The sequence below is a fragment of the Salinivibrio siamensis genome, from assembly GCF_001996005.1.
Taxonomy (GTDB): Bacteria; Pseudomonadota; Gammaproteobacteria; order Enterobacterales; family Vibrionaceae; genus Salinivibrio; species Salinivibrio siamensis.
Genome location: NZ_MUFB01000013.1, coordinates 71,009 through 90,015, shown reverse-complemented (window position 1 = coordinate 90,015; position 19,007 = coordinate 71,009). Strand labels below are relative to the sequence as shown.

The window sequence follows — 19,007 nt, the reverse complement described above, 5'->3', positions numbered from 1 at the left end:
GGTCGGTAGCGACCACTCTCTAACAAAAAATATCGCGATCGCGGCCTACGGCCGCTTATCAAAAAGAACCCCGCCTAAAAAGGCGGGGTTCGTCAGCAATCTGAGGCGTCTTCTCGACGCCTTTTTTGGGTTTCAATCACCGCTGTTTTAGAGACAATTAGACGTCAGAGGCGGTATCATTTTTCGCTTTGCGGCTAAAAAAGCCCAGCTTATGACCGACCCAAAACGCTAATGCCATCGCAACCAAGATCGAGAAGAAGTTGCCGCCCAGCTCTGGCATTTGCATACGAATAAACGCTGAATAGCCAAATGCCCCCACTAAGAAGCAGGCAAACGCAATCAGCGGCGTGCCTTCCGTCAGTGGCTGGCGTTCGTGAAGTTGGTAGCAAGCGTGCACGGCCAGTACAAACGCAAGAATGGGAAAAATAGAAAATGCCACACCACTGACGAACAGTGTCGCGAGTGTTGCACTTCCACAAATGCCGGTAACCAGTGCCAGCAGCAAAAATTTACGTTCTGATTTCACTTGCTCGTGTTCCATGTCTTCACCTGTTTTATGACAGTTTTTCCTGTAAGGCTCGCCGCTCACGGTCTTTTCGATACCAGTAAGCTCCCTTGGCTATCATGCGCAATTGTAACACCATTCGCTCTGCCAATTCTGCGCGGGCGTGAGGGTCAAGATCAAGCGCTTCCGCACCCATATTGAAGACCAAAATCACACACGCTTCTGACTGATTGTACGCTTCTTCATAGGTGAGCTGCGTACGAGATTGTAAATACTCGGTCAACTCAGCAACAAAATGTTGTATTTCCCTTGCCACGGCGGCACGAAACGCCGAAGAGGTGCCTGAACGCTCGCGCAAAAGCAACCGAAACACATTTGGGCTGCTCTCGATAAACTCCATAAAGGTTTCGACCGAGGTACGCACCACACTGCCTTCAGCCGCTATCCGCTGACGCGCCTGACGCATCAGTTGACGGAGCAATAACCCGCCCTCATCAACCATGGTTAACCCCAGCTCATCCATGTCTTTAAAGTGGCGGTAAAAAGAGGTGGGCGCGATTCCCGCCTCTCGCGCCACTTCGCGCAAGCTGAGGCTGGAAAAACTGCGCTCAGCACTGAGCTGGCTGAACGCCGCATCAATGACAGAACGGCGCGTTTTTTCTTTTTGTTGTGCTCGAATACCCATCGCACTCTATCCATGGTCACCATGCTGCCACTATACGCAATTTTAGCGTTTAAATCAGCCAATCCAGGCAGTGTTCCCCATCGCGGCGACGCGGATTTGAACACAGATTTGCTCGCGAAAGTTAACCTTACGGATAATAAGCGTTAAACTGGTCATAAATAGATGTTGCAATAATGAAAATAAGGTCTGAACCCTATGAGCAAGTCGAGCCCTAGCCCGCAAGATCATTTTGATGCGATCGTGATAGGTAGTGGCCCCGGTGGTGAAGGTGCCGCCATGGGCTTATCCAAAGCGGGTAAGCGGGTGGCAGTGATTGAGCGAGAAAGCACCGTTGGCGGTGGCTGTACCCATTGGGGCACCATCCCGTCTAAAGCACTACGCCACACTGTCAGCCGGATCATTGAATTCAATCAAAGCCCTATCTACACCCAAAACAGCAATAGTATCCACAGTACCTTCTCACACATTCTCAGCCATGCTGAATCGGTCATAGGTAAACAAACCCGTATGCGCCAAGGGTTCTATGACCGAAACCAATGTACCCTGCTCCATGGTAGCGCCGAATTTGTCGATGCGCATACCTTAACCGTGCATCATAGTGATGGCAGCGCTGATACCTATACAGCCGATCACTTTGTGGTTGCTACCGGCTCTCGCCCTTATCAACCCGCTGATGTGGATTTTTCCCACCCACGCATCTACGACAGTGACTCCATTTTGTCGTTAGCCCATGACCCGCGCCACGTGATTATCTATGGCGCAGGCGTGATTGGCAGTGAATATGCGTCTATTTTCCGTGGGCTCGGGGTCAAAGTGGATTTAATCAACACCCGTGATCGCTTGCTGTCGTTTTTGGACAACGAAATCTCAGATGCTTTGTCTTATCACTTTGGCAGCAGTGGTGTCATGATCCGCAATGATGAGACCTATGAGCGCATTGAGGGCACCGACGATGGCGTGATTGTGCATCTGGAGTCAGGCAAAAAAATGAAAGCAGATTGCTTGCTGTATGCCAATGGCCGCGCAGGCAATACCGATAAACTCAATTTGTCCTCGGTCGGCCTTACACCTAACTCGCGTGGGCAGCTCGACGTTGATAGCGAAAGCTACGCAACAGAAGTGGGGCATATCTATGCCGTCGGTGATGTGATTGGTTATCCTAGCCTTGCCAGTGCCGCTTATGATCAAGGGCGCGTGGTGGCCGAAGCCATTTGCCAAGGCAATGCCAACGTGCGCTTGATTGAACACATCCCCACGGGGATCTATACCATTCCAGAAATCAGCTCAGTGGGTAAAACCGAGCAAGAGCTCACCGCAGAAAAAGTCCCGTATGAAGTTGGCCGATCGCTATTCAAGCACTTAGCACGCGCGCAAATCGCGGGGATGGATGTCGGCAGTTTAAAAATCCTTTTCCACCGCGATACCCGCGAAATATTAGGCATTCACTGCTTTGGCGAGCGCGCCTCGGAAATCATTCATATCGGCCAAGCGATTTTTGAGCAAAAAGGCGAAGGGAATACCATCGATTATTTTGTGAATACCACCTTCAACTACCCGACCATGGCCGAAGCTTACCGGGTGGCAGCCCTCAATGGCTTAAATCGTTTGTTCTGAACCGGCCATAAAAGAAAACGGCACCTGGCGGTGCCGTCAATCATTACGATGCCTGCAGTATCGACGACCACGCGAGCGACTCATCCCCCAACACAATAAAGTTAGGGTTCTGTAATGAGTCCCGTTCGTTGTACGACAAAGCCCCGAGCTCTGTGCTCAGAATACGTCCACCCGCTTGCTCAACAATGCATTGGGTAGCGGCAGTGTCCCACTCCCCCGTCGGCCCTAGGCGTAAATAACAGTCGACCGCGCCTTCTGCGACCAAGCAGGCTTTGAGTGCCGCGGAGCCTAATGGCACCAAATCATAATTAATTTCAGGTGCCAGCTTTTCGGTGACCGCATGAATATCTTGACGGCGACTGATGGCGATAGAGAGTGAGGTAATCGTCTCTTCTCGCTTCATTGTCGAGATGCGATGCATTTCGCCATCTGGGGTGATTTTCCAGGCCCCTTTGTCTTGGCAAGCATAGTAGGTCACCCCGGAGACGGGGGCATAGACCACGCCCATGACGGGATGGTTGTCCTCCACCAGCGCGATAATAGTGGCAAAGTCACCACTGCCTGCAATAAACTCTTGAGTACCGTCGAGGGGATCAATCAACCAATAGCGCTGCCATTGCTGACGGTCGCTTAATGGCACACCACAGTCTTCTTCTGATAACACGGGGATGTCTGGCGTCAACGCGGTGAGCTTTTCCGTGATCAGCTTATGTGCCGCCAAATCAGCACTGGTTACTGGGGTTTGGTCACTTTTAGTGATCGCTTCAAAATCACCGTCTTGGTAAATATCTAAAATAACCTGGCCCGCAGAGCGAGCAATATCAATCACCTCGGGCAACAACTCAGGCAATGCCATGCCTCACCTCTCAGATTGTAAGTACTTCAGCGCCATCATTAATGCGGTGATACTGCGCGCTTCACAAAAATCACCGTGGGTGAGTAACTCTTCCGCTTGGGCAAGTGGCCAACGAATGATTTCAAGCGGTTCAGGCTCATCCCCTTCCAAGCTTTCTGGATACAAATCACGTGCCAACATCAGCGTCATGCGGCTAGAAAAGTACGACGGTGCCAGAACAACCTCTTTTAGTGGCACTAGCTCACGGGCACCTTGCCCAATTTCCTCTTTCAGCTCCCGCACCGCCGCTTGCTCGGGCGCTTCACCCGGATCAATCAGTCCTTTGGGAAAGCCTAGCTCATACTGTTCTGTGCCTGCGGCATATTCGCGTACCAGTAAGAGGTCGCCCGATTCGGTCACCGGCACCATCATCACGGCATTACGCCCCGACGGTTTCATCCGCTCATAGGTACGCTCGACGCCATTACTAAAAATCAGTCCCAGCGACTCCACTTTAAACAAGCGAGAAGTGGCGACCACCTGCTTAGACTGAATGTAAGGAAGTTTACGCTGCGTCATATCGTGATTTGCCACCCTTTTTGATAAGCCTATCAGGCCTTGTTAGCCGCGAAAAGAAAAGCGATAGCGTCCTTGATTATCCGGTGCACCCAACCAAGAGAGAGGTGCTTTCATCGGCTCAGGATAGGCCGGCCCCGGCTTCAGCCATCCTGACACAGAGTATCGCCCAGACGGTGTAATTGACAATGAAAACTTATTACTCAACGAGGGGGAATCGCCTTGACCCTGCGCAGCGACACCTTGGCCATCACAGGCGAGAGAAGCACGCAATGGAATATCATTGAGCCGCCCTGAGGGCAGGGTGAGTCCGGCCTGCTGCCACTGAATCTGCCCCGCTAACTGCTGACACCCTGACTCGGCCAACACCGCCTCGCGTACAATCACATCAAGCCGGCCATCAATCGCCACACTCGGCGGTAACGCCACCGAACGGGTCAGCAGATGCGCGGGAGCAGAGAGCAAGGTTTGAGAAAGCGTTAGCTCGGTGCCATTAAAGCCCACCACGCTTTTACCACTGACACCTTGAGGGCTTTGGACCTTTATCGCGGCTTCCAGCGTGGCGCTGGTCAATAGCCGGTGCCAATGGAGATCCCATTGTATTGGGCCGACAGCCTGATCTTGCCAACGCAGTTGCCTGACTTGCCCCTGCCACACGGTGCCGTTGATCCCACTCAGCTGTAGCTCGGCCGGCAAAGGCGCTAAGCGCAATAGTGTTGCTGGGGCGTGCACTATCGCACTCACAACGAAAACCAATACACACCCCACCCCTATCAGCGTTTTCTTCCACATCGTTTACCGCTCCAGCTGCAGTCGGGTTACTTGCACCACACCGGCCGTATCGGTCGCTTCAGTGCTCAGGCGAGCGACTTGAATGCCATGCAGCTGAGAGAGTTGCTCGATCCACCGTAGTAATTGGTTAAACGGGAGAGGTTCGAGCCCCAATTGCACGCTGTCCTCCCCAGGCTGCAACCGTGTAATGGTAAGATTAAACTCACCCGCACTGGCCGCGATCACTTGGTTGAGCGGTTGGCTTCGACTGGCCACTGCTTGGCGACTGCGTCCAGACTGTGAGCGCAATTGCATGATGTGATTGCGCTTTTGTTGTAGCTCATTGTAAACCTTTCGCTCACTGACCAATGCGGCGCGCGCTTGCTCCGCCTGTGTCTGTACCGGCACCACGATGCCCCAATACAGCAAACTTAACAGCAGCACTCCCGCCGCAATCAACACGAGCCGTTGCTCGCGCAAGCTGATCGACTGCCACTGAGTCTGAATACGTGCGATCATGATTGGCTCCTTAGGGTAAATTCACCGCTGACCGTCTCACCACTGCGATTAAGCTGCCCCAAGTCTGTCGCATAATGCTTACTCAAGGTGGCACGTAAGCGCTCAAACTGCGCGAAATCATTGCCGGTTGCTCGCAGTATCAAGGCTTCTCGATTGGCTTGGTAGCGCAGCGCCTCGAGCTCGATACCAGGCACATCTTCCAGTAGAGGAGCCAGTTCGACCAGCCAGGGTAAAAGCGCCGCATCATGTTGTTGGTTTTCTAGCCGAGCTATCTCTGCATCCATTTGCCGCACCATGTATGAGCGAGTCGGGATCCGCTCGTACTCGGGCAAGGTTTGGCGAAAAAGGGCTTCACTTTGTCCCCGTAATGCGCGGGCTTGCTGCTGGGTGTCACGAATCGACAGCCACTGCTCGACGCCAAGCAGTCCAGCCATGGCGATCAACAGACAGGCTGCGGGCAAAAAGGGTCTAAGTGTCTGCTTGGTTTGGCTTTGAGGGCGATATCCGCCGGTCAGTAGGTTTGCCGTCACGCCATGACTCTGCACCGCTAATAGATGCATTGCGTGATCTGACTGCCACTCGACAGGGAGCGGTAACGCGCTCAAGGGATTGTCAGCCTGCGGCTTGTCGTCGACATAGCCTTTGATAGTGAGAGAGTCGGCTTGCTCAGGTGACAGGGTTTCCTCACTGTCTTGGCGGTGTTGCCACCAAGCCTGCCCCCAAAAGGCGAGCCAGTCCGCCGAGCCTACCACGCCTTGATTTGCACTAAAACGGCACAGCCACTGTTCACCCAATGCCAAGAGTGAGAGCGAATCAGACGACCAAGGCACACAAAGCACATCGGGGATCCACTGGCGAGCATCAATGCCTGCCTCATCCAGCGCGTGTTGCCAAGCTTGCATTTGCTGGTGCGCTACCACGGCGACATGTGCGGTGTCTGCCTGGGTGTCAACAATACTCACATGTACTGCTTCCACCTCTTCCGCCAAGGCTTCCTCGAGCAAGTAAGGCACCACCTTGTCGCGTTGGCGCCGTGAGCCTGGGGGCAATGTTACCGAGGTTAATGTCAGCCACGTGCTGTCCACCAGCACCACCACTCGCCGCGTTTGTGCTTGCTCGGTTAACGCTGACAGTTGCTGGCAACTGCCGCTCTCAACCACTTGGTTATCATTGGCACGAACCTGCGCCCAATAAATGGGCTGGCTGGCATCACTGATCCTTATTATCAGTCGCTCGCTCACGCATTCCTCCGAACCGACGGCGCAAAACAGAAACCTCGCCATCGTCTTGATAGTGCAATAGTGCCTGGATGTGACGTTGGGCAGAGGCCACCTGCACATCGGCTTGTAATAAAAAGAACTCGCTGGTCACGCTGAGATGGGACACGACTCGCTCTCGCTCGGCGTCATCAAACTCGGTGAGGTTCAAGGTGTCGATAAACGCGGCCACACTTTTCCACCCTTCCTCCGGGCGCTGGGCAATCACCTGCTGGGCTTGTTCCACCGGTAACGCGGAGGTAAATAGGGCTGAAAGCAAAGGCGCTTGCTTCTCGGTTAAGGTATTCACATTGACCTTAAGCTCAGCGCTAGGCAACGCGCAAAGCTGAGGCGAGGCGCGCCGAAACACATCACCATTAACCCCGCGCACCGCACGCCACTCACTCACATCGGCCAGCAAAGCATCCGCCGTCACATACGCAGGCTGCACGCTTTCATAATGCGCATCTTCCGCCCCGAGAGACTGATCCAGCTGATTGTTTTCATCAATAAAATCACGGCTTGCCTGAGCAATCACATCCGCTTGATAATCCTCTTCCACATACTGCCCCACTAGCGCCCGTAACACGGTGACCTCATAAGGTGTCACCCCACCCACTTTGGCGCCACGTAGCTGTAAACTATTGAGGTTAAAACAAGCGCTCGCATCTTGTAAGTGTCCACTTACTTTTCCGCCATCCAGCGGAATGGTTCGAGCGGGCTCTGCCCAGGTTTGACTTAAGTTCACCGTTTCACTGCCTGCTAAGCTCTCGCGCAATACCGATGCCGCTAAGCCTTCAACCGCATTGCCAAACCAATACGCTTGCTGAAAATGCAGCTGGTTTTCGGCGCGGTGGTAGTTGGTGTATAACCGCGCCGCCATGCTTCCGGCAATCGCGGTCATCAGCGCCATGATCATCATCACCACCAAAAGGGCGGCGCCCTGCTGACGATTCATTGTGCCTCCCGCTGCAGTGGTGCCGGCAAGGTCTGCCCCGCCACGAGATAAGTGCGCACTAACTGGCCATAGCGAGGATGGGTAAAGCGCACTTGAACGGCTTTCGGCAATGCATGTTTGGTATCAAAACTGTCTTGCCAATCCTGTTTGACGTAGAAGCGAAAGGTCAAATCATCAATATCACTGAGCAGCGTCGCCACCGCGGGTTCATCACTCGCGGCTTGGTCTGGGTAACGCCAGCGCAAGCGCTCCAGCTTGCCATCTCTCTGACGGTACCCGACCGCTACCACTTCTCCGCGTGGAAAGCGCATTTGTGGGTTAATCCAGCCCGTGCGGGTAAAGCGCACGCCCATCCCATCACTTTGTAATACCTCTGAACCCGCGATGAGCAACTGTTCTGTTGGCGCTTGTCCTTCGACCCGCTGACGTCTTGCCGCCATTTGACGAAAGTCACTGTCCATGATCACCAACGCGCGCTGCAGCTTCTGTAAGGTCTCACCCACCTGCTGAGACTGCTCGTCACTGCGCTGCACGGTTTGCAGTACTTGGTATGCGGTCAGACTAATGCTGGCGAATACCACCAACGCCAACAGCACTTCCAATAAGGTAAATCCTCGTTCAACGCGTGGCGACATAGGTCCTCACGGTCACTAACGAGTTATCGGTCTCTGCGGCGGCAGCCACTGACATATCAACCGCACGTAACTGGCCCGTTTCTGTGGCGACTGGCACCAACTGCCATTGCCATTGTTGTCCCGCCATTTCGGTGGTGCCTTGCGTGGCTTTATCGGGCACCTTAGCGCTGAGCACCACCTCGGCGAGTTGATTATCCGCCACCATCGCGGCTAAGGTTTTTTGCTCTAAGCGACTCAGTGAACGGGTGTGTTGCCCAGTGGCTTTCATCACACTCAGCGCCGCCACGGCAAAGATCGCCACCGCGACTAAGACCTCAAGCAAGGTCATTCCCTGCTGCGAGTTAGCGCGTACTAACATCATCACCCTCTCCTGCACGCTGCCAAGTAAACTGCGCCAGTTCATTCGCTTTGAGCTGCCAGACCGCACGGCCATCTGTTTCAACCATCAGGGTAAACGGTGTCAGCTCACCATTGGGCAGTAGCCAGATTTGCGGTGGCGCCACCGCCTGATCATCGTCTTCGTCAAACAAATCCTCAAACAGCGGCTTATCCTCGAACAACCTATCTTGTTGCTGCCAACCAAAGCCATCCATAGTTAAGACAAAGCGGCTTTGCTCTGGCAGGCGGCCTTGGGTCGCCCAGCGGTCACTGCTAACAGGTTGCCATTGCTCTTGTCCCAACACTAAAAGTTGATAGCGCTGTTGTTCGATACGCACGCCATAGGTGCGTCCTTCCAACCAACTTTGCTCTGCCCACAACTTCATCCGCTGATACAGTGCTTGCCCGGCTTCTTGTGTGCGGGTGTCCGCGGACTCAGGCATCACCATTATCACGCCTGAGGTGCTCACCGCGACGATGACGACCACCAGCAGGATCTCTAATAAGGTAAAGCCGGCCGCTTGACGCATGTTATTGCAGCTCGTTGAGGTTCCAGTTACCAATGTCTTGGTTGACCCCTTCCCCACCTTCTTGGCCATCAGCGCCTAAAGAAAAGATATCAACAACACCGTGCTCGCCTGGGCTGACATAGCGATAGTCATTGTTCCACGGGTCTTGCGGCAGACGTTTGATGTAACCTTGCGCGGGGTAGTTACGGGGGACCGGATCACTTTGTGGCTGGGTCACTAGCGCGTCTAAGCCTTGATCGGTGGTGGGGTACTGATTGTTATCCAATTTGTACATATCCAGCGCATTTTCAAGCGCACTGACATCCGCCACCGCTTTTTTCACCGCGGCTTTGTCTTTGTTGCCCAGCAAGTTTGGGGCAACAAAGCTGGCTAGCAGGCCAATAATCACCACCACCACCATGACTTCGAGCAACGTGAAACCTTGTTGACGACGCATTTCTTTCTCCTTGTTAAAATTCATAAAATCACAAACCGACCATGTCATTCATGGCAATAATTGGCATCAAGGTGGCCACCACGATAAAAAGCACTAACCCGGCCATCATTACAATCATTAACGGGCCAAATACTCCCAGGGCAACATTGACTTGCGCCTCAAAATCTTTGTCTTGGTTATCGGCTGCGCGTGAGAGCATCGGCTCCAGCTCGCCACTGCGCTCACCGCTAGCAATCATATGTAGCATCATGGGAGGGAACAGCCCTGACTGGTCGAGCGCAACACGTAAGCTGGCCCCCTCGCGCACTTTATCGGCCGCTTCTAATACCCGCTTGCGCACATATTGGTTAGTGATCACTTGCGCAGCGACCTTGATCCCATCCAACAATGGGATTGCGCTGGCGGTACAAATCGCCAATGTCCGAGCAAAGCGTGATGTGTTCAATCCGCGCGCCACTCGACCCAGTATCGGTAACGAGAGCTTTTGCTTATCCCAGGCAAGACGACGCTGGGTGTCTTTCAGCAATAGACGAATCCCCATACTGACAAGAACCAGCCCACCGAGCACCCACACGCCCCACTGAGTGATAAAGTCACTGGCGTTTAAGAGAAATTGGGTTGATGCGGGCAGTGATTGCCCGGTTTGGACAAATTGACCAACGATATCAGGCACTACCGTTGCCAACAGGAAGGCGACAATCAGTACCGAGAAAAATGTCAAAATCGCCGGATACAGCATGGCTTGCAACAAAGTGGCTTGAATGCGTTGACGGTTTTCCACATAGTCCGCAAGGCGTTCGAGGACGGTGCCCAAGTGGCCCGCTTTTTCACCGGCTGAAATCATCGCCCGGTAGAGTTCGTCAAAGACATTGGGGTAATCCGCCAACGCATCGGCGAGTGTATACCCTTCCATCACTCGCGCGCGCACACTGGTCATCATGCTGCCAATTCGCGGCTTCTCGGCCTGCTCTGCCACCGCTTTTAAGCACTCCTCCAGAGGCATCGCCGCCTCAATCAAGGTCGCCAACTGACGGGTGATCAGTGACAGCTCCTGGGTGCTAATACCGCGCCCGCGCTGACGAAAAAGCGGCTGAGAAGCCGAACTTTTTTGTGTCGCACGCTTACGGGTAGTGGCCTGGACATCGAGGGGAGTAAAGCCCTTGTCGCGCAATTGTTGCCGCGCTTGGCGTGCCGTATCGGCTTCAATCACGCCCTTGCGTTTGCGCCCTCGCGCATCCAGTGCTTGGTAGTCAAAGGCAGCCATTAACTCTCCTTGGTCACTCGCATCACTTCTTCCAGGGTGGTTTCCCCGTTCAGCACTTTGGCCAAGCCGTCATAGCGGATACTAGGGCTTTGCGCCCGCACCGCCTCCTCGATGGCATGCTCACCGGCATCATGGTGAATCAGTGCTTGTACCTTCTCATCCACGGTCAACAACTCATGGATCCCTGTGCGGCCGCGGTAGCCTTTTTGGTGACAATGCTCGCAACCACTTGGTTTATATAAGGTGATGGTTTCGCCTTGATTGGCAAGCCCCACATCTGCAAACAATTGTTGCTGCGTTGCGTCGGCTTGATAGGGCACTCGGCAGTGTTCGCACAGGGTACGGACCAAGCGCTGCGCCAATACACCAAGTAGCGATGATGAAAGCAAGAAAGGCTCAATCCCCATATCGCGCAAGCGCGTCACCGCACCAATGGCAGTGTTGGTATGTAATGTGGACATCACCAAATGGCCGGTCAGGGAGGCTTGAACCGCAATTTGCGCGGTTTCTAAGTCGCGAATTTCCCCCACCATCACCACGTCAGGATCTTGACGCAACATCGCACGCAAACCGCGGGCGAAGGTCATATCGACTTTCGGGTTGACTTGGGTCTGGCCAATACCGGCCAGATCGAACTCGATCGGATCTTCAACGGTGAGGATATTCCGATCCTCACTGTTAATGGTTTGTAATCCTGCGTATAAGGTGGTGGATTTCCCCGACCCGGTCGGCCCGGTGACCAGTAAGATACCATGAGGCTTGTGAATAAGGGCTCGGAAACCTTGGTGAAGCGCTGGTGCCATGCCAAGTTGGGCTAAATCAAGTTGTACGGCATTCTTATCGAGTAAACGCATCACCACACGCTCACCGTGTGATGAAGGCATGGTCGACACCCGCACATCGACCGCACGGCCACCTATACGGACTGAAATACGACCATCTTGCGGCACGCGCTTTTCGGCAATATCCAGCTTGGCCATGACTTTTACTCGAGAGACTAACAGCGGCGCCAGTTTACGACTCGGAGAGAGGACTTCTCGTAACACACCATCAACACGGAAACGAATCGATAACGCATGCTCAAAGGTTTCAATGTGGATATCAGACGCACTTTCTTTGATCGCTTCCCCCATCATCGCGTTTATGAGCTTGATGATCGGGGCATCATCTTCCGATTCCAGCAGATCTTCACTTTGAGGCAACTCCTCCGCGAGAGAGAAAAAATCATCACTGTCTGCATCCGCGCCAATATCGGCCATTAGCTGTTGAGCATCTGCGCTATCGCGTTGATACAAACGGGTGAGATGTTGGTCAAAGTCACTGTCTGACACAATTTCAGGGGCACAACTTTTTCCTAACACCCGTTGAACCTCGGCAAGGGTGTTCGGTGTCACAGACGACAAGCACAGTAGGCGTGCAGGCTCAGTGTCATTGAGTAATATCACCCCATGACGGCGGGCAAAGCCAAAAGGCAACTGCCAACGAGCGTCCGGATCTCGGCTGAGCTCTGTCGCGCGATCACTCATCCTGCTAGCTCCGCTTTTAGCGCGCGTACCTCGGCAGGCATCACTGCCTCGCTGTTGTAATCTGGCAGCACCGGCTTTTCGGCATCCGGCATCAGCTTCACACCGTCTTGTGCCCGTAACAGCTGCTCAGCTCGAATATAGTTGTACTTACGCTGCGTCACGCCATCCGCTGTTAAGCCGGTACGAATAATGGTCGGCTTGATAAACAGCATCAGGTTCTTCTTTTCAGTCTGAGTCGAGGTCGACTTAAACAAGTGACCTAACACGGGAATATCTCCCAGTACAGGGACCTTGGACTCACTCTCTACCGTGCGTTCATCAATCAAACCACTTAGCACAATCATCTGTTGGTCGCCTACCATCACGGAAGTGGTCAACTGGCGCTTGCCAAAGCGCACATCCACAGCACCGCTCGCGCCAAGTACGTTAGACACCTCCTGCTCGATATCCAATAGCACCGCCGATCCTTCATTGATTTGAGGGGTCACCTTCAGCTTGATGCCAACATCTTTACGCTCAACTGTTTGGAACGGGTTATCGTTATTCGAGCCAGTTTGCGAGCCAGTGATGACGGGTACCTCTTCCCCCACCACAAACGAGGCTTCTTGATTATCCAGTACCATCAGATTGGGCGAAGACAGAATATTGGATTCATTGTTCGAGGCCACGGCCGTCACCAATGCCGTCCAATCGCCCATGATCACCCCAGCCGCGAGGCCATTTAGCCCCCCCAAGACTTCATTGAGCGCCGAGTAATCACCCGATTCCGTGATAGGTACTTCGTAGCTATCGCCATTGCTATCAAATCGCGTTTCCGTGCGCGTGGTATCTTCGGTCGCTTTTTGTCCGGTCAGATAATTGGTCACACCGACGCCAGTGTTGTTGAACTGAATGCCCCCGTTTTCGAGCGACCCCCATTGCACCCCTAAATTGGCCCCATCGGATTCGGACATTTCCACAATCAGTGCTTCAATCAAGACTTGCGCACGGCGAATATCAAGCTGAGAAATCACGCTCTCTAGGGTTTTCAATATATCGGGCGGCGCGGTGATCACTAGCGCATTGGTCCCCTGGTGGGCAGAAATCTGCACCGTCTGTTGTGTCGACCCTGGCTTGCTCTTTTTCTCTTTTTCTTCCAGCAGATTATCCGACACCCCTTTGAGCACATCGACCACCTCGTCCGCTTTGGCATAACGCAAGTAAATCACTCGGCTATTCCCGGTCGTCGCCATCTCTTTGTCCAACTGTCGGATCAGTTTTTTCACCCGCTCACGCACTTTTGGCTCGCCCGAAACCAAGACCGCATTTAGACGCTCATCGGCGACAATACGCGGCTCAAGCAATTCAGGGCGCGTGTTGGCATTGTCCCGCTCATTCAGTGCATCGACAATACGCACCATTTCAGCGGCAGAGGCGTGCTCTAGGCGCACAACCTCAACCTCTTTATCACCGGCTTGGTCAACACGTTGAATAATATCGGTTAAGCGATTCACCACCGCTGCACGTCCGGTAATCATGATCACATTAGCCGGATCGTAGTGCACCACATTGCCGGCGCCGGCATTGTTGATAAGCTGACGTAAAAGAGGGGACAGCTCACGCACCGAAACGTTTTTTACCGCGACCACACGCGTGACAACTTCATCGCCCACCACGTTATCGGCTTCACCCACCACAGGCACGGGCGACGTTTTGGCATCTTTGTCGCGTACCACCTTGACGACACCGTTATCCATTTCCACCACGGCAAAGCCATATACTTCTAAGACATTGAGGAAAAATTGGTAGTACTGCGCTTCGGTCAACGTGTTGTAGCTACGTACGTTAACTGTGCCTCTCACGGAGGGGTCAACAATGATGGTCTTTTCTAGGTTACGACCCACAATTTCAATAAATTCCTGAATATCAGTGCCTTTAAACGATGCACTGAATTCAGCCGCGCTCGCCGACAGTCCAGAAAAAAGAAAAGTCACAGCGATGAAATAGGGGATCAGTCGTTGCCTTAAATTCACGTCACGCTCCTACTGCCGCGCGCAGCGGTGGTTGTAATTTATAATTGAATCGAAATGTCATGTTGCTGTCCTTGCCGCTCGACGACCAGATCAAGCGTGCCCTGTTGTTGAATGCGACTGAGAATGTCGGGCAGTGCCACTGAACGACTGAGTTTGAGGCCATTAATCGCAATCGCGATGTCCCCAGACTGCAACCCAGATTGTTCAAACAACACCGGATTTTTTCCTGGGGTGAGACGAAAGCCTTTCAGCGCCTTGGCATCACCCACTTGCGCGAGCTGCACATAATCAAGGAGACGCTGGGGGTTTTGATTAAGCTGCTGCGCAAGATTGGCCGGCCAGTCAGCGCTGGCTGTCTCATGGGGAGCGGACTTTGGGGGCGTCACCTTCCCTTTTGACGGTGAAAAGACGGTTTGCGGGGTACTATTAGCCTCAACACCCGGCATCAGCAGTGCCTCTCGACGTGTCCCCTGGCGCAAAATCACCCGATCAGGCAACACCTGTTCGATGCTAACTTGGGTGCCTTTCACCTGCTCACCCACCCCATAGGTCGCCTGTTGACCGCGATTGGCAATCACCGCCAGCGCACGCGACGGCTGATCACTGGCAACCACACCTACCAATGTCAATTGCAACCGGGTTTCCGGCACCTGACTAACCGCTTGGCGACGTTGGGCCTTCGACGCCTGATAACGCCCGAAAAGCTGGGCATCCATCACAGGGGCGATCGACAAGGTTGCGGTCGATGACTGCGATGTCCCCGCCTCGTGTACTACAGGTGTAAAAGCCGATGGTGCGGGTTGATAGAAAGCCCACACCAGACGACCTGCCAACCATGCGAGTACGCAGACCAAGCCAATATTAAGCCAAGGGGCTGCGCGACGCAGGGTTTGTGGCGAAAAAGAGAAGCGATTATGTTGGCGTCCTGCCTGAGAGATCATTCCTTTTAAACCAATTTGGGTCACCGTTTATCCATTGATGGCTTTTTTTGCCAGCAAATTCCATCATTAGATTACGAAAAGCTGGGCATGCTAGCAAAAACGCTTTGTGATAGTGAGACTTTTTCAGTCATAGGGCTTTATTTTATCGAAGTCATTGCCCTGACGGGAGGTGGAACTACGATGCTGTGATACTGCTCTAAAGTAAATTTTGTGCTAATGTCGCCGATCCAGATTGCGCAGGAGTTGGATGATGAAAAACCACGCATCAACGCCCTTGACGGCGGTCAGGTTAGATAAATGGCTATGGGCTGCCCGTTTTTACAAAACGCGCTCCATTGCGCGCAATATGATTGACGGGGGCAAAGTACAGTACAATGGCCAACGTGCTAAGCCGAGTAAAATGGTAGAAGTCGGAGCAGAAATCCGCCTTCGCCAAGGCAATGATGAAAAAACCGTCACTGTCATGGCGCTTTCGGAGCAGCGGCAGGGGGCGCCGATCGCGCAAACCTTGTATCAAGAAACCGAGAGCAGCCTCGCCAAGCGCGAGCACGAGTCAGAAATGCGTCGCTTAAATGCACACAACCCACGTCCTGATGGGCGGCCGGATAAAAAGCAACGCCGAGATATTCGTAAATTTAAACAAGGCATAGATTAAGGTCGCATTCGCGCCATTGCCGGAGAGAGATTGCATGTCAAACGATCAACTACACCGTTACCTATTTGAAGATGTGTCTGTTCGTGGTGAGCTGGTCAAGCTCGATGACACCTATCAGCGCATACTGGAAAACCAAGATTTCCCGGCGCCGGTCAATGCCTTGCTGGGAGAGATGCTCGCCGCGACCAGCTTATTGACCGCTACGCTCAAGTTTAACGGCTCAATCACAGTGCAACTGCAAGGCGATGGGCCTGTCTCTCTCGCTGTGATTAATGGGGATCACCACCAGCAGCTGCGGGGAACGGCTCGCGTCAAGGGCGAAGTCAAAGACGATGCAACCCTGCCGGAGATGATGGGCAAAGGCCAACTCATCATCACCATTGAGCCTGTCGATGGTGAACGCTATCAAGGGATTGTCGGTCTTGAGTCTGACAACTTACAAGCCTGTCTTGAAGATTACTTCGCCCGTTCCGAGCAACTGATGACTCGCCTTTGGTTGCGCACGGGTGAGCACGACGGTAAGCCCCATGCGGCTGGGATGATGCTGCAAATCCTGCCAGATGGCAAAGGCGACAACAGCGACTTCGAGCATCTGGCTCAGTTGACTGAAACCATTAAAAACGAAGAGCTATTTAGCCTGTCTGCTAAAGATGTGCTGTATCGTTTGTACCACCAAGAAAAAGTCACGCTGTATCCAGCGCAAGAGGTGGTATTCAAATGCAGCTGCTCACGTGAGCGCAGTGCCAGCGCGATCGCCGCCATTGAGCGTAGCGAAGTGGATAAAATGGTGGCTGAAATGGGAACGATTCATTTGCATTGTGATTATTGTGGCACAGACTACGCTTTCGATAGTGTTGATGTTGCAGCTATTTTCGAGCAAAACGCGGATTCTTCCTCACAAATGCAGTAACAGCGTGCTACATTTTTAGCGCTCCGAAGCAAATCCACCTGACGGAGTTCAAAAGCCAGCATTATGCTGGCTTTTTTCTTATTCCTACCCGACTTAACTCACATTTTTTCTCGCATTATTTTTGTACAAACAATAATAGGTCTTTGGGTAGCGCAAACGATTAACTAAGCGTTACCATGTCTATGACATGGCACCTGGTGGTCCGTACCCTACAATCAAAATAACCCCAGTGTGCAGTCTTATATGGAGTCAGTCCCTGAAATCACATATTCAGGTTGCTAGCACAAAGACAGTTAACAACATCTTACCCCAAGGAGCACCTATGACTGTCCTGAACGTCGAACCCGAGGTCGCTGACATCGATCTTTCCCGTCATGGTCTGGAAAATGTCAAAGAAGTCATCCGTAACCCCTCTTATGAGCAACTGTTCGAGGAAGAAACCAAACCTGGGCTGGAAGGCTACGAAAAAGGCGTGGTGACCGAGCTCGGCGCGGTGGCGGTAGATACGGGTATTTTTACCGGCCGCTCACCAAAAGATAAGTACATTGTCCGCGATGACACCACCCGCGATACCATTTGGTGGTCTGATCAAGGCAAAAACGACAACAAGCCGATTGACCAAGCGGTATGGAAAGATCTGAAAGCCCTCGTCACTGATCAATTATCAGGCAAGCGCCTGTTTGTGATTGATGGCTATTGTGGCGCCAACCCAAATACTCGATTACGTATTCGCGTGATCACCGAGGTAGCGTGGCAAGCACACTTCGTGAAAAACATGTTTATCCGCCCAACCGATGAAGAGCTGAAAGAATTTGAGCCCGACTTTGTGGTGATGAACGGTGCCAAGTGTGTCAACACCAAATGGCGCGAGCAAGGTTTGAACTCGGAAAACTTCACCGTATTCAACCTCACCGAACGCATGCAGCTCATCGGCGGTACCTGGTACGGCGGCGAGATGAAAAAAGGCATGTTCGCGATGATGAATTACTTCTTGCCACTGCAAGATATCGCCTCGATGCACTGCTCGGCGAACATGGGTAAAGACGGTGATGTCGCCATCTTCTTTGGTTTATCCGGCACCGGCAAAACCACCCTCTCTACCGATCCCAAACGCCAGCTGATTGGTGATGATGAACACGGCTGGGACGACCATGGTGTGTTTAACTTCGAAGGCGGATGCTACGCGAAAACCATCAAGCTCTCGAAAGAAGCAGAACCCGATATTTACAACGCCATTCGCCGTGATGCATTGCTGGAAAACGTTACCGTTCGTGGCAATGGCACCATCGACTTTGACGACAACACCAAAACAGAAAACACCCGTGTCTCCTACCCAATTTACCACATCGATAACATCGTTAAGCCGGTATCAAAAGGGGGGCATGCCAACAAGGTGATTTTCTTGTCGGCGGATGCGTTCGGTGTGCTGCCCCCGGTGTCTAAGCTGACGCCAGAGCAAACCAAGTACCACTTTTTATCTGGCTTCACGGCTAAGCTCGCGGGCACTGAGCGTGGTATTACCGAGCCCACACCAGCGTTTTCCGCCGCCTTCGGTGCCGCCTTCTTGACCTTGCATCCGACCAAGTACGCAGAGGTGTTGGTCAAACGCATGGAAGCCGCCGGCGCGGAAGCCTATTTGGTCAATACTGGCTGGAACGGCTCAGGCAAGCGGATCTCCATCAAGGATACGCGTGCGATCATTGATGCGATTTTAGATGGCTCCATCGAAAAAGCGGAGACCAAGTCAATTCCAATCTTTAATTTGGAAGTGCCCGTCTCACTCGACGAAGTGAGCGACGGCATTCTTGACCCGCGTGACACCTATGTCGATCCTCTTCAGTGGGAAAGCAAAGCCAACGATCTGGCACAGCGCTTTATCGATAACTTTGAAAAATATACCGACACCCCCGAAGGAGCCGCGCTGGTCTCAGCCGGACCTAAGCTAGACTAACCCCCTACCCCCGTATCGCGCGTGCGATATGGGGGCCTCTTCCCCGACCG

The 19,007-nt window shown here is 53.0% G+C and carries 20 protein-coding genes; 4 read left to right on the top strand and 16 right to left on the bottom strand.

Annotation, left to right across the window (positions count from 1 at the left end):
• Positions 1–157: 157 nt before the first annotated feature.
• Both BZG73_RS08780 and fabR read right to left on the bottom strand, forming a co-directional pair.
• Entirely contained in the window at positions 158–541 is a 384-nt protein-coding gene (locus tag BZG73_RS08780) for a YijD family membrane protein (protein ID WP_046074424.1), read from the bottom strand.
• Positions 542–554: 13 nt separating this feature from the next.
• Positions 555–1,190 (bottom strand): HTH-type transcriptional repressor FabR, encoded by a 636-nt coding sequence (fabR, locus tag BZG73_RS08775; protein ID WP_046074425.1) that lies wholly within the window; start codon positions 1,188–1,190, stop codon positions 555–557.
• A 195-nt stretch (positions 1,191–1,385) separates the two neighbouring features.
• On the opposite strand from fabR, the gene sthA reads away from it, so the two are divergent.
• Positions 1,386–2,804 (top strand): Si-specific NAD(P)(+) transhydrogenase, encoded by a 1,419-nt coding sequence (sthA, locus tag BZG73_RS08770; protein ID WP_077668120.1) that lies wholly within the window; start codon positions 1,386–1,388, stop codon positions 2,802–2,804.
• Positions 2,805–2,847: 43 nt separating this feature from the next.
• On the opposite strand, the gene cysQ is transcribed toward sthA, so the two are convergent.
• From cysQ to gspC, 14 genes are read right to left on the bottom strand one after another with little or no spacing between them, the layout of a single operon-like run.
• Positions 2,848–3,660: a 3'(2'),5'-bisphosphate nucleotidase CysQ gene (gene cysQ, locus BZG73_RS08765; RefSeq protein ID WP_046074427.1), complete on the bottom strand. Its 813-nt coding sequence runs from the start codon at positions 3,658–3,660 to the stop codon at positions 2,848–2,850.
• A 3-nt stretch (positions 3,661–3,663) separates the two neighbouring features.
• Positions 3,664–4,218 carry an ADP compounds hydrolase NudE gene (gene nudE / locus BZG73_RS08760; protein ID WP_077668119.1) on the bottom strand — a complete coding sequence of 185 codons (555 nt, stop codon included), beginning with the start codon at positions 4,216–4,218 and terminating at the stop codon, positions 3,664–3,666.
• Positions 4,219–4,260: 42 nt separating this feature from the next.
• Positions 4,261–5,007, bottom strand: a complete 747-nt coding sequence (locus BZG73_RS08755; RefSeq protein ID WP_052708041.1) for a type II secretion system protein N — start codon at positions 5,005–5,007, stop codon at positions 4,261–4,263.
• Between the two features lie 3 nt (positions 5,008–5,010).
• Entirely contained in the window at positions 5,011–5,505 is a 495-nt protein-coding gene (gspM, locus tag BZG73_RS08750; protein WP_077668118.1) for a type II secretion system protein GspM, read from the bottom strand.
• Positions 5,502–6,746 carry a type II secretion system protein GspL gene (gspL, locus tag BZG73_RS08745; protein WP_158075289.1) on the bottom strand — a complete coding sequence of 415 codons (1,245 nt, stop codon included), beginning with the start codon at positions 6,744–6,746 and terminating at the stop codon, positions 5,502–5,504. Before gspL ends, gspM begins: the two co-directional genes overlap by 4 nt.
• Positions 6,715–7,719, bottom strand: a complete 1,005-nt coding sequence (gene gspK / locus BZG73_RS08740; protein WP_077668116.1) for a type II secretion system minor pseudopilin GspK — start codon at positions 7,717–7,719, stop codon at positions 6,715–6,717. Before gspK ends, gspL begins: the two co-directional genes overlap by 32 nt.
• Entirely contained in the window at positions 7,716–8,354 is a 639-nt protein-coding gene (gene gspJ, locus BZG73_RS08735; protein WP_077668115.1) for a type II secretion system minor pseudopilin GspJ, read from the bottom strand. The genes gspK and gspJ overlap by 4 nt, the downstream gene beginning before the upstream one ends.
• Entirely contained in the window at positions 8,338–8,715 is a 378-nt protein-coding gene (gene gspI / locus BZG73_RS08730) for a type II secretion system minor pseudopilin GspI (protein ID WP_235606044.1), read from the bottom strand. The genes gspJ and gspI overlap by 17 nt, the downstream gene beginning before the upstream one ends.
• Positions 8,696–9,262 carry a type II secretion system minor pseudopilin GspH gene (gene gspH / locus BZG73_RS08725; RefSeq protein WP_158075288.1) on the bottom strand — a complete coding sequence of 189 codons (567 nt, stop codon included), beginning with the start codon at positions 9,260–9,262 and terminating at the stop codon, positions 8,696–8,698. The genes gspI and gspH overlap by 20 nt, the downstream gene beginning before the upstream one ends.
• Before the next feature lies 1 nt (position 9,263).
• Entirely contained in the window at positions 9,264–9,722 is a 459-nt protein-coding gene (gene gspG, locus BZG73_RS08720; RefSeq protein ID WP_046074434.1) for a type II secretion system major pseudopilin GspG, read from the bottom strand.
• A gap of 4 nt (positions 9,723–9,726) precedes the next feature.
• Positions 9,727–10,962, bottom strand: a complete 1,236-nt coding sequence (gene gspF / locus BZG73_RS08715) for a type II secretion system inner membrane protein GspF (RefSeq protein WP_077579501.1) — start codon at positions 10,960–10,962, stop codon at positions 9,727–9,729.
• Positions 10,962–12,488 carry a type II secretion system ATPase GspE gene (gene gspE / locus BZG73_RS08710; protein ID WP_077666750.1) on the bottom strand — a complete coding sequence of 509 codons (1,527 nt, stop codon included), beginning with the start codon at positions 12,486–12,488 and terminating at the stop codon, positions 10,962–10,964. Before gspE ends, gspF begins: the two co-directional genes overlap by 1 nt.
• Entirely contained in the window at positions 12,485–14,482 is a 1,998-nt protein-coding gene (gene gspD / locus BZG73_RS08705; RefSeq protein WP_198535225.1) for a type II secretion system secretin GspD, read from the bottom strand. Before gspD ends, gspE begins: the two co-directional genes overlap by 4 nt.
• A gap of 56 nt (positions 14,483–14,538) precedes the next feature.
• Positions 14,539–15,465: a type II secretion system protein GspC gene (gspC, locus tag BZG73_RS08700; RefSeq protein ID WP_077579498.1), complete on the bottom strand. Its 927-nt coding sequence runs from the start codon at positions 15,463–15,465 to the stop codon at positions 14,539–14,541.
• Between the two features lie 226 nt (positions 15,466–15,691).
• Between gspC and hslR the strand changes: the two genes are divergently transcribed.
• From hslR to pckA, 3 genes are all read left to right on the top strand, one after another.
• Entirely contained in the window at positions 15,692–16,096 is a 405-nt protein-coding gene (gene hslR / locus BZG73_RS08695) for a ribosome-associated heat shock protein Hsp15 (protein WP_101494489.1), read from the top strand.
• 34 nt (positions 16,097–16,130) lie between these two features.
• The gene (hslO, locus tag BZG73_RS08690; protein WP_046074438.1) at positions 16,131–17,006 is read left to right on the top strand and encodes an Hsp33 family molecular chaperone HslO; all 876 of its coding nucleotides are present in this window, start codon (positions 16,131–16,133) and stop codon (positions 17,004–17,006) included.
• Positions 17,007–17,328: 322 nt separating this feature from the next.
• Positions 17,329–18,957 carry a phosphoenolpyruvate carboxykinase (ATP) gene (gene pckA / locus BZG73_RS08685; RefSeq protein ID WP_077668113.1) on the top strand — a complete coding sequence of 543 codons (1,629 nt, stop codon included), beginning with the start codon at positions 17,329–17,331 and terminating at the stop codon, positions 18,955–18,957.
• Positions 18,958–19,007 lie beyond the last annotated feature (50 nt).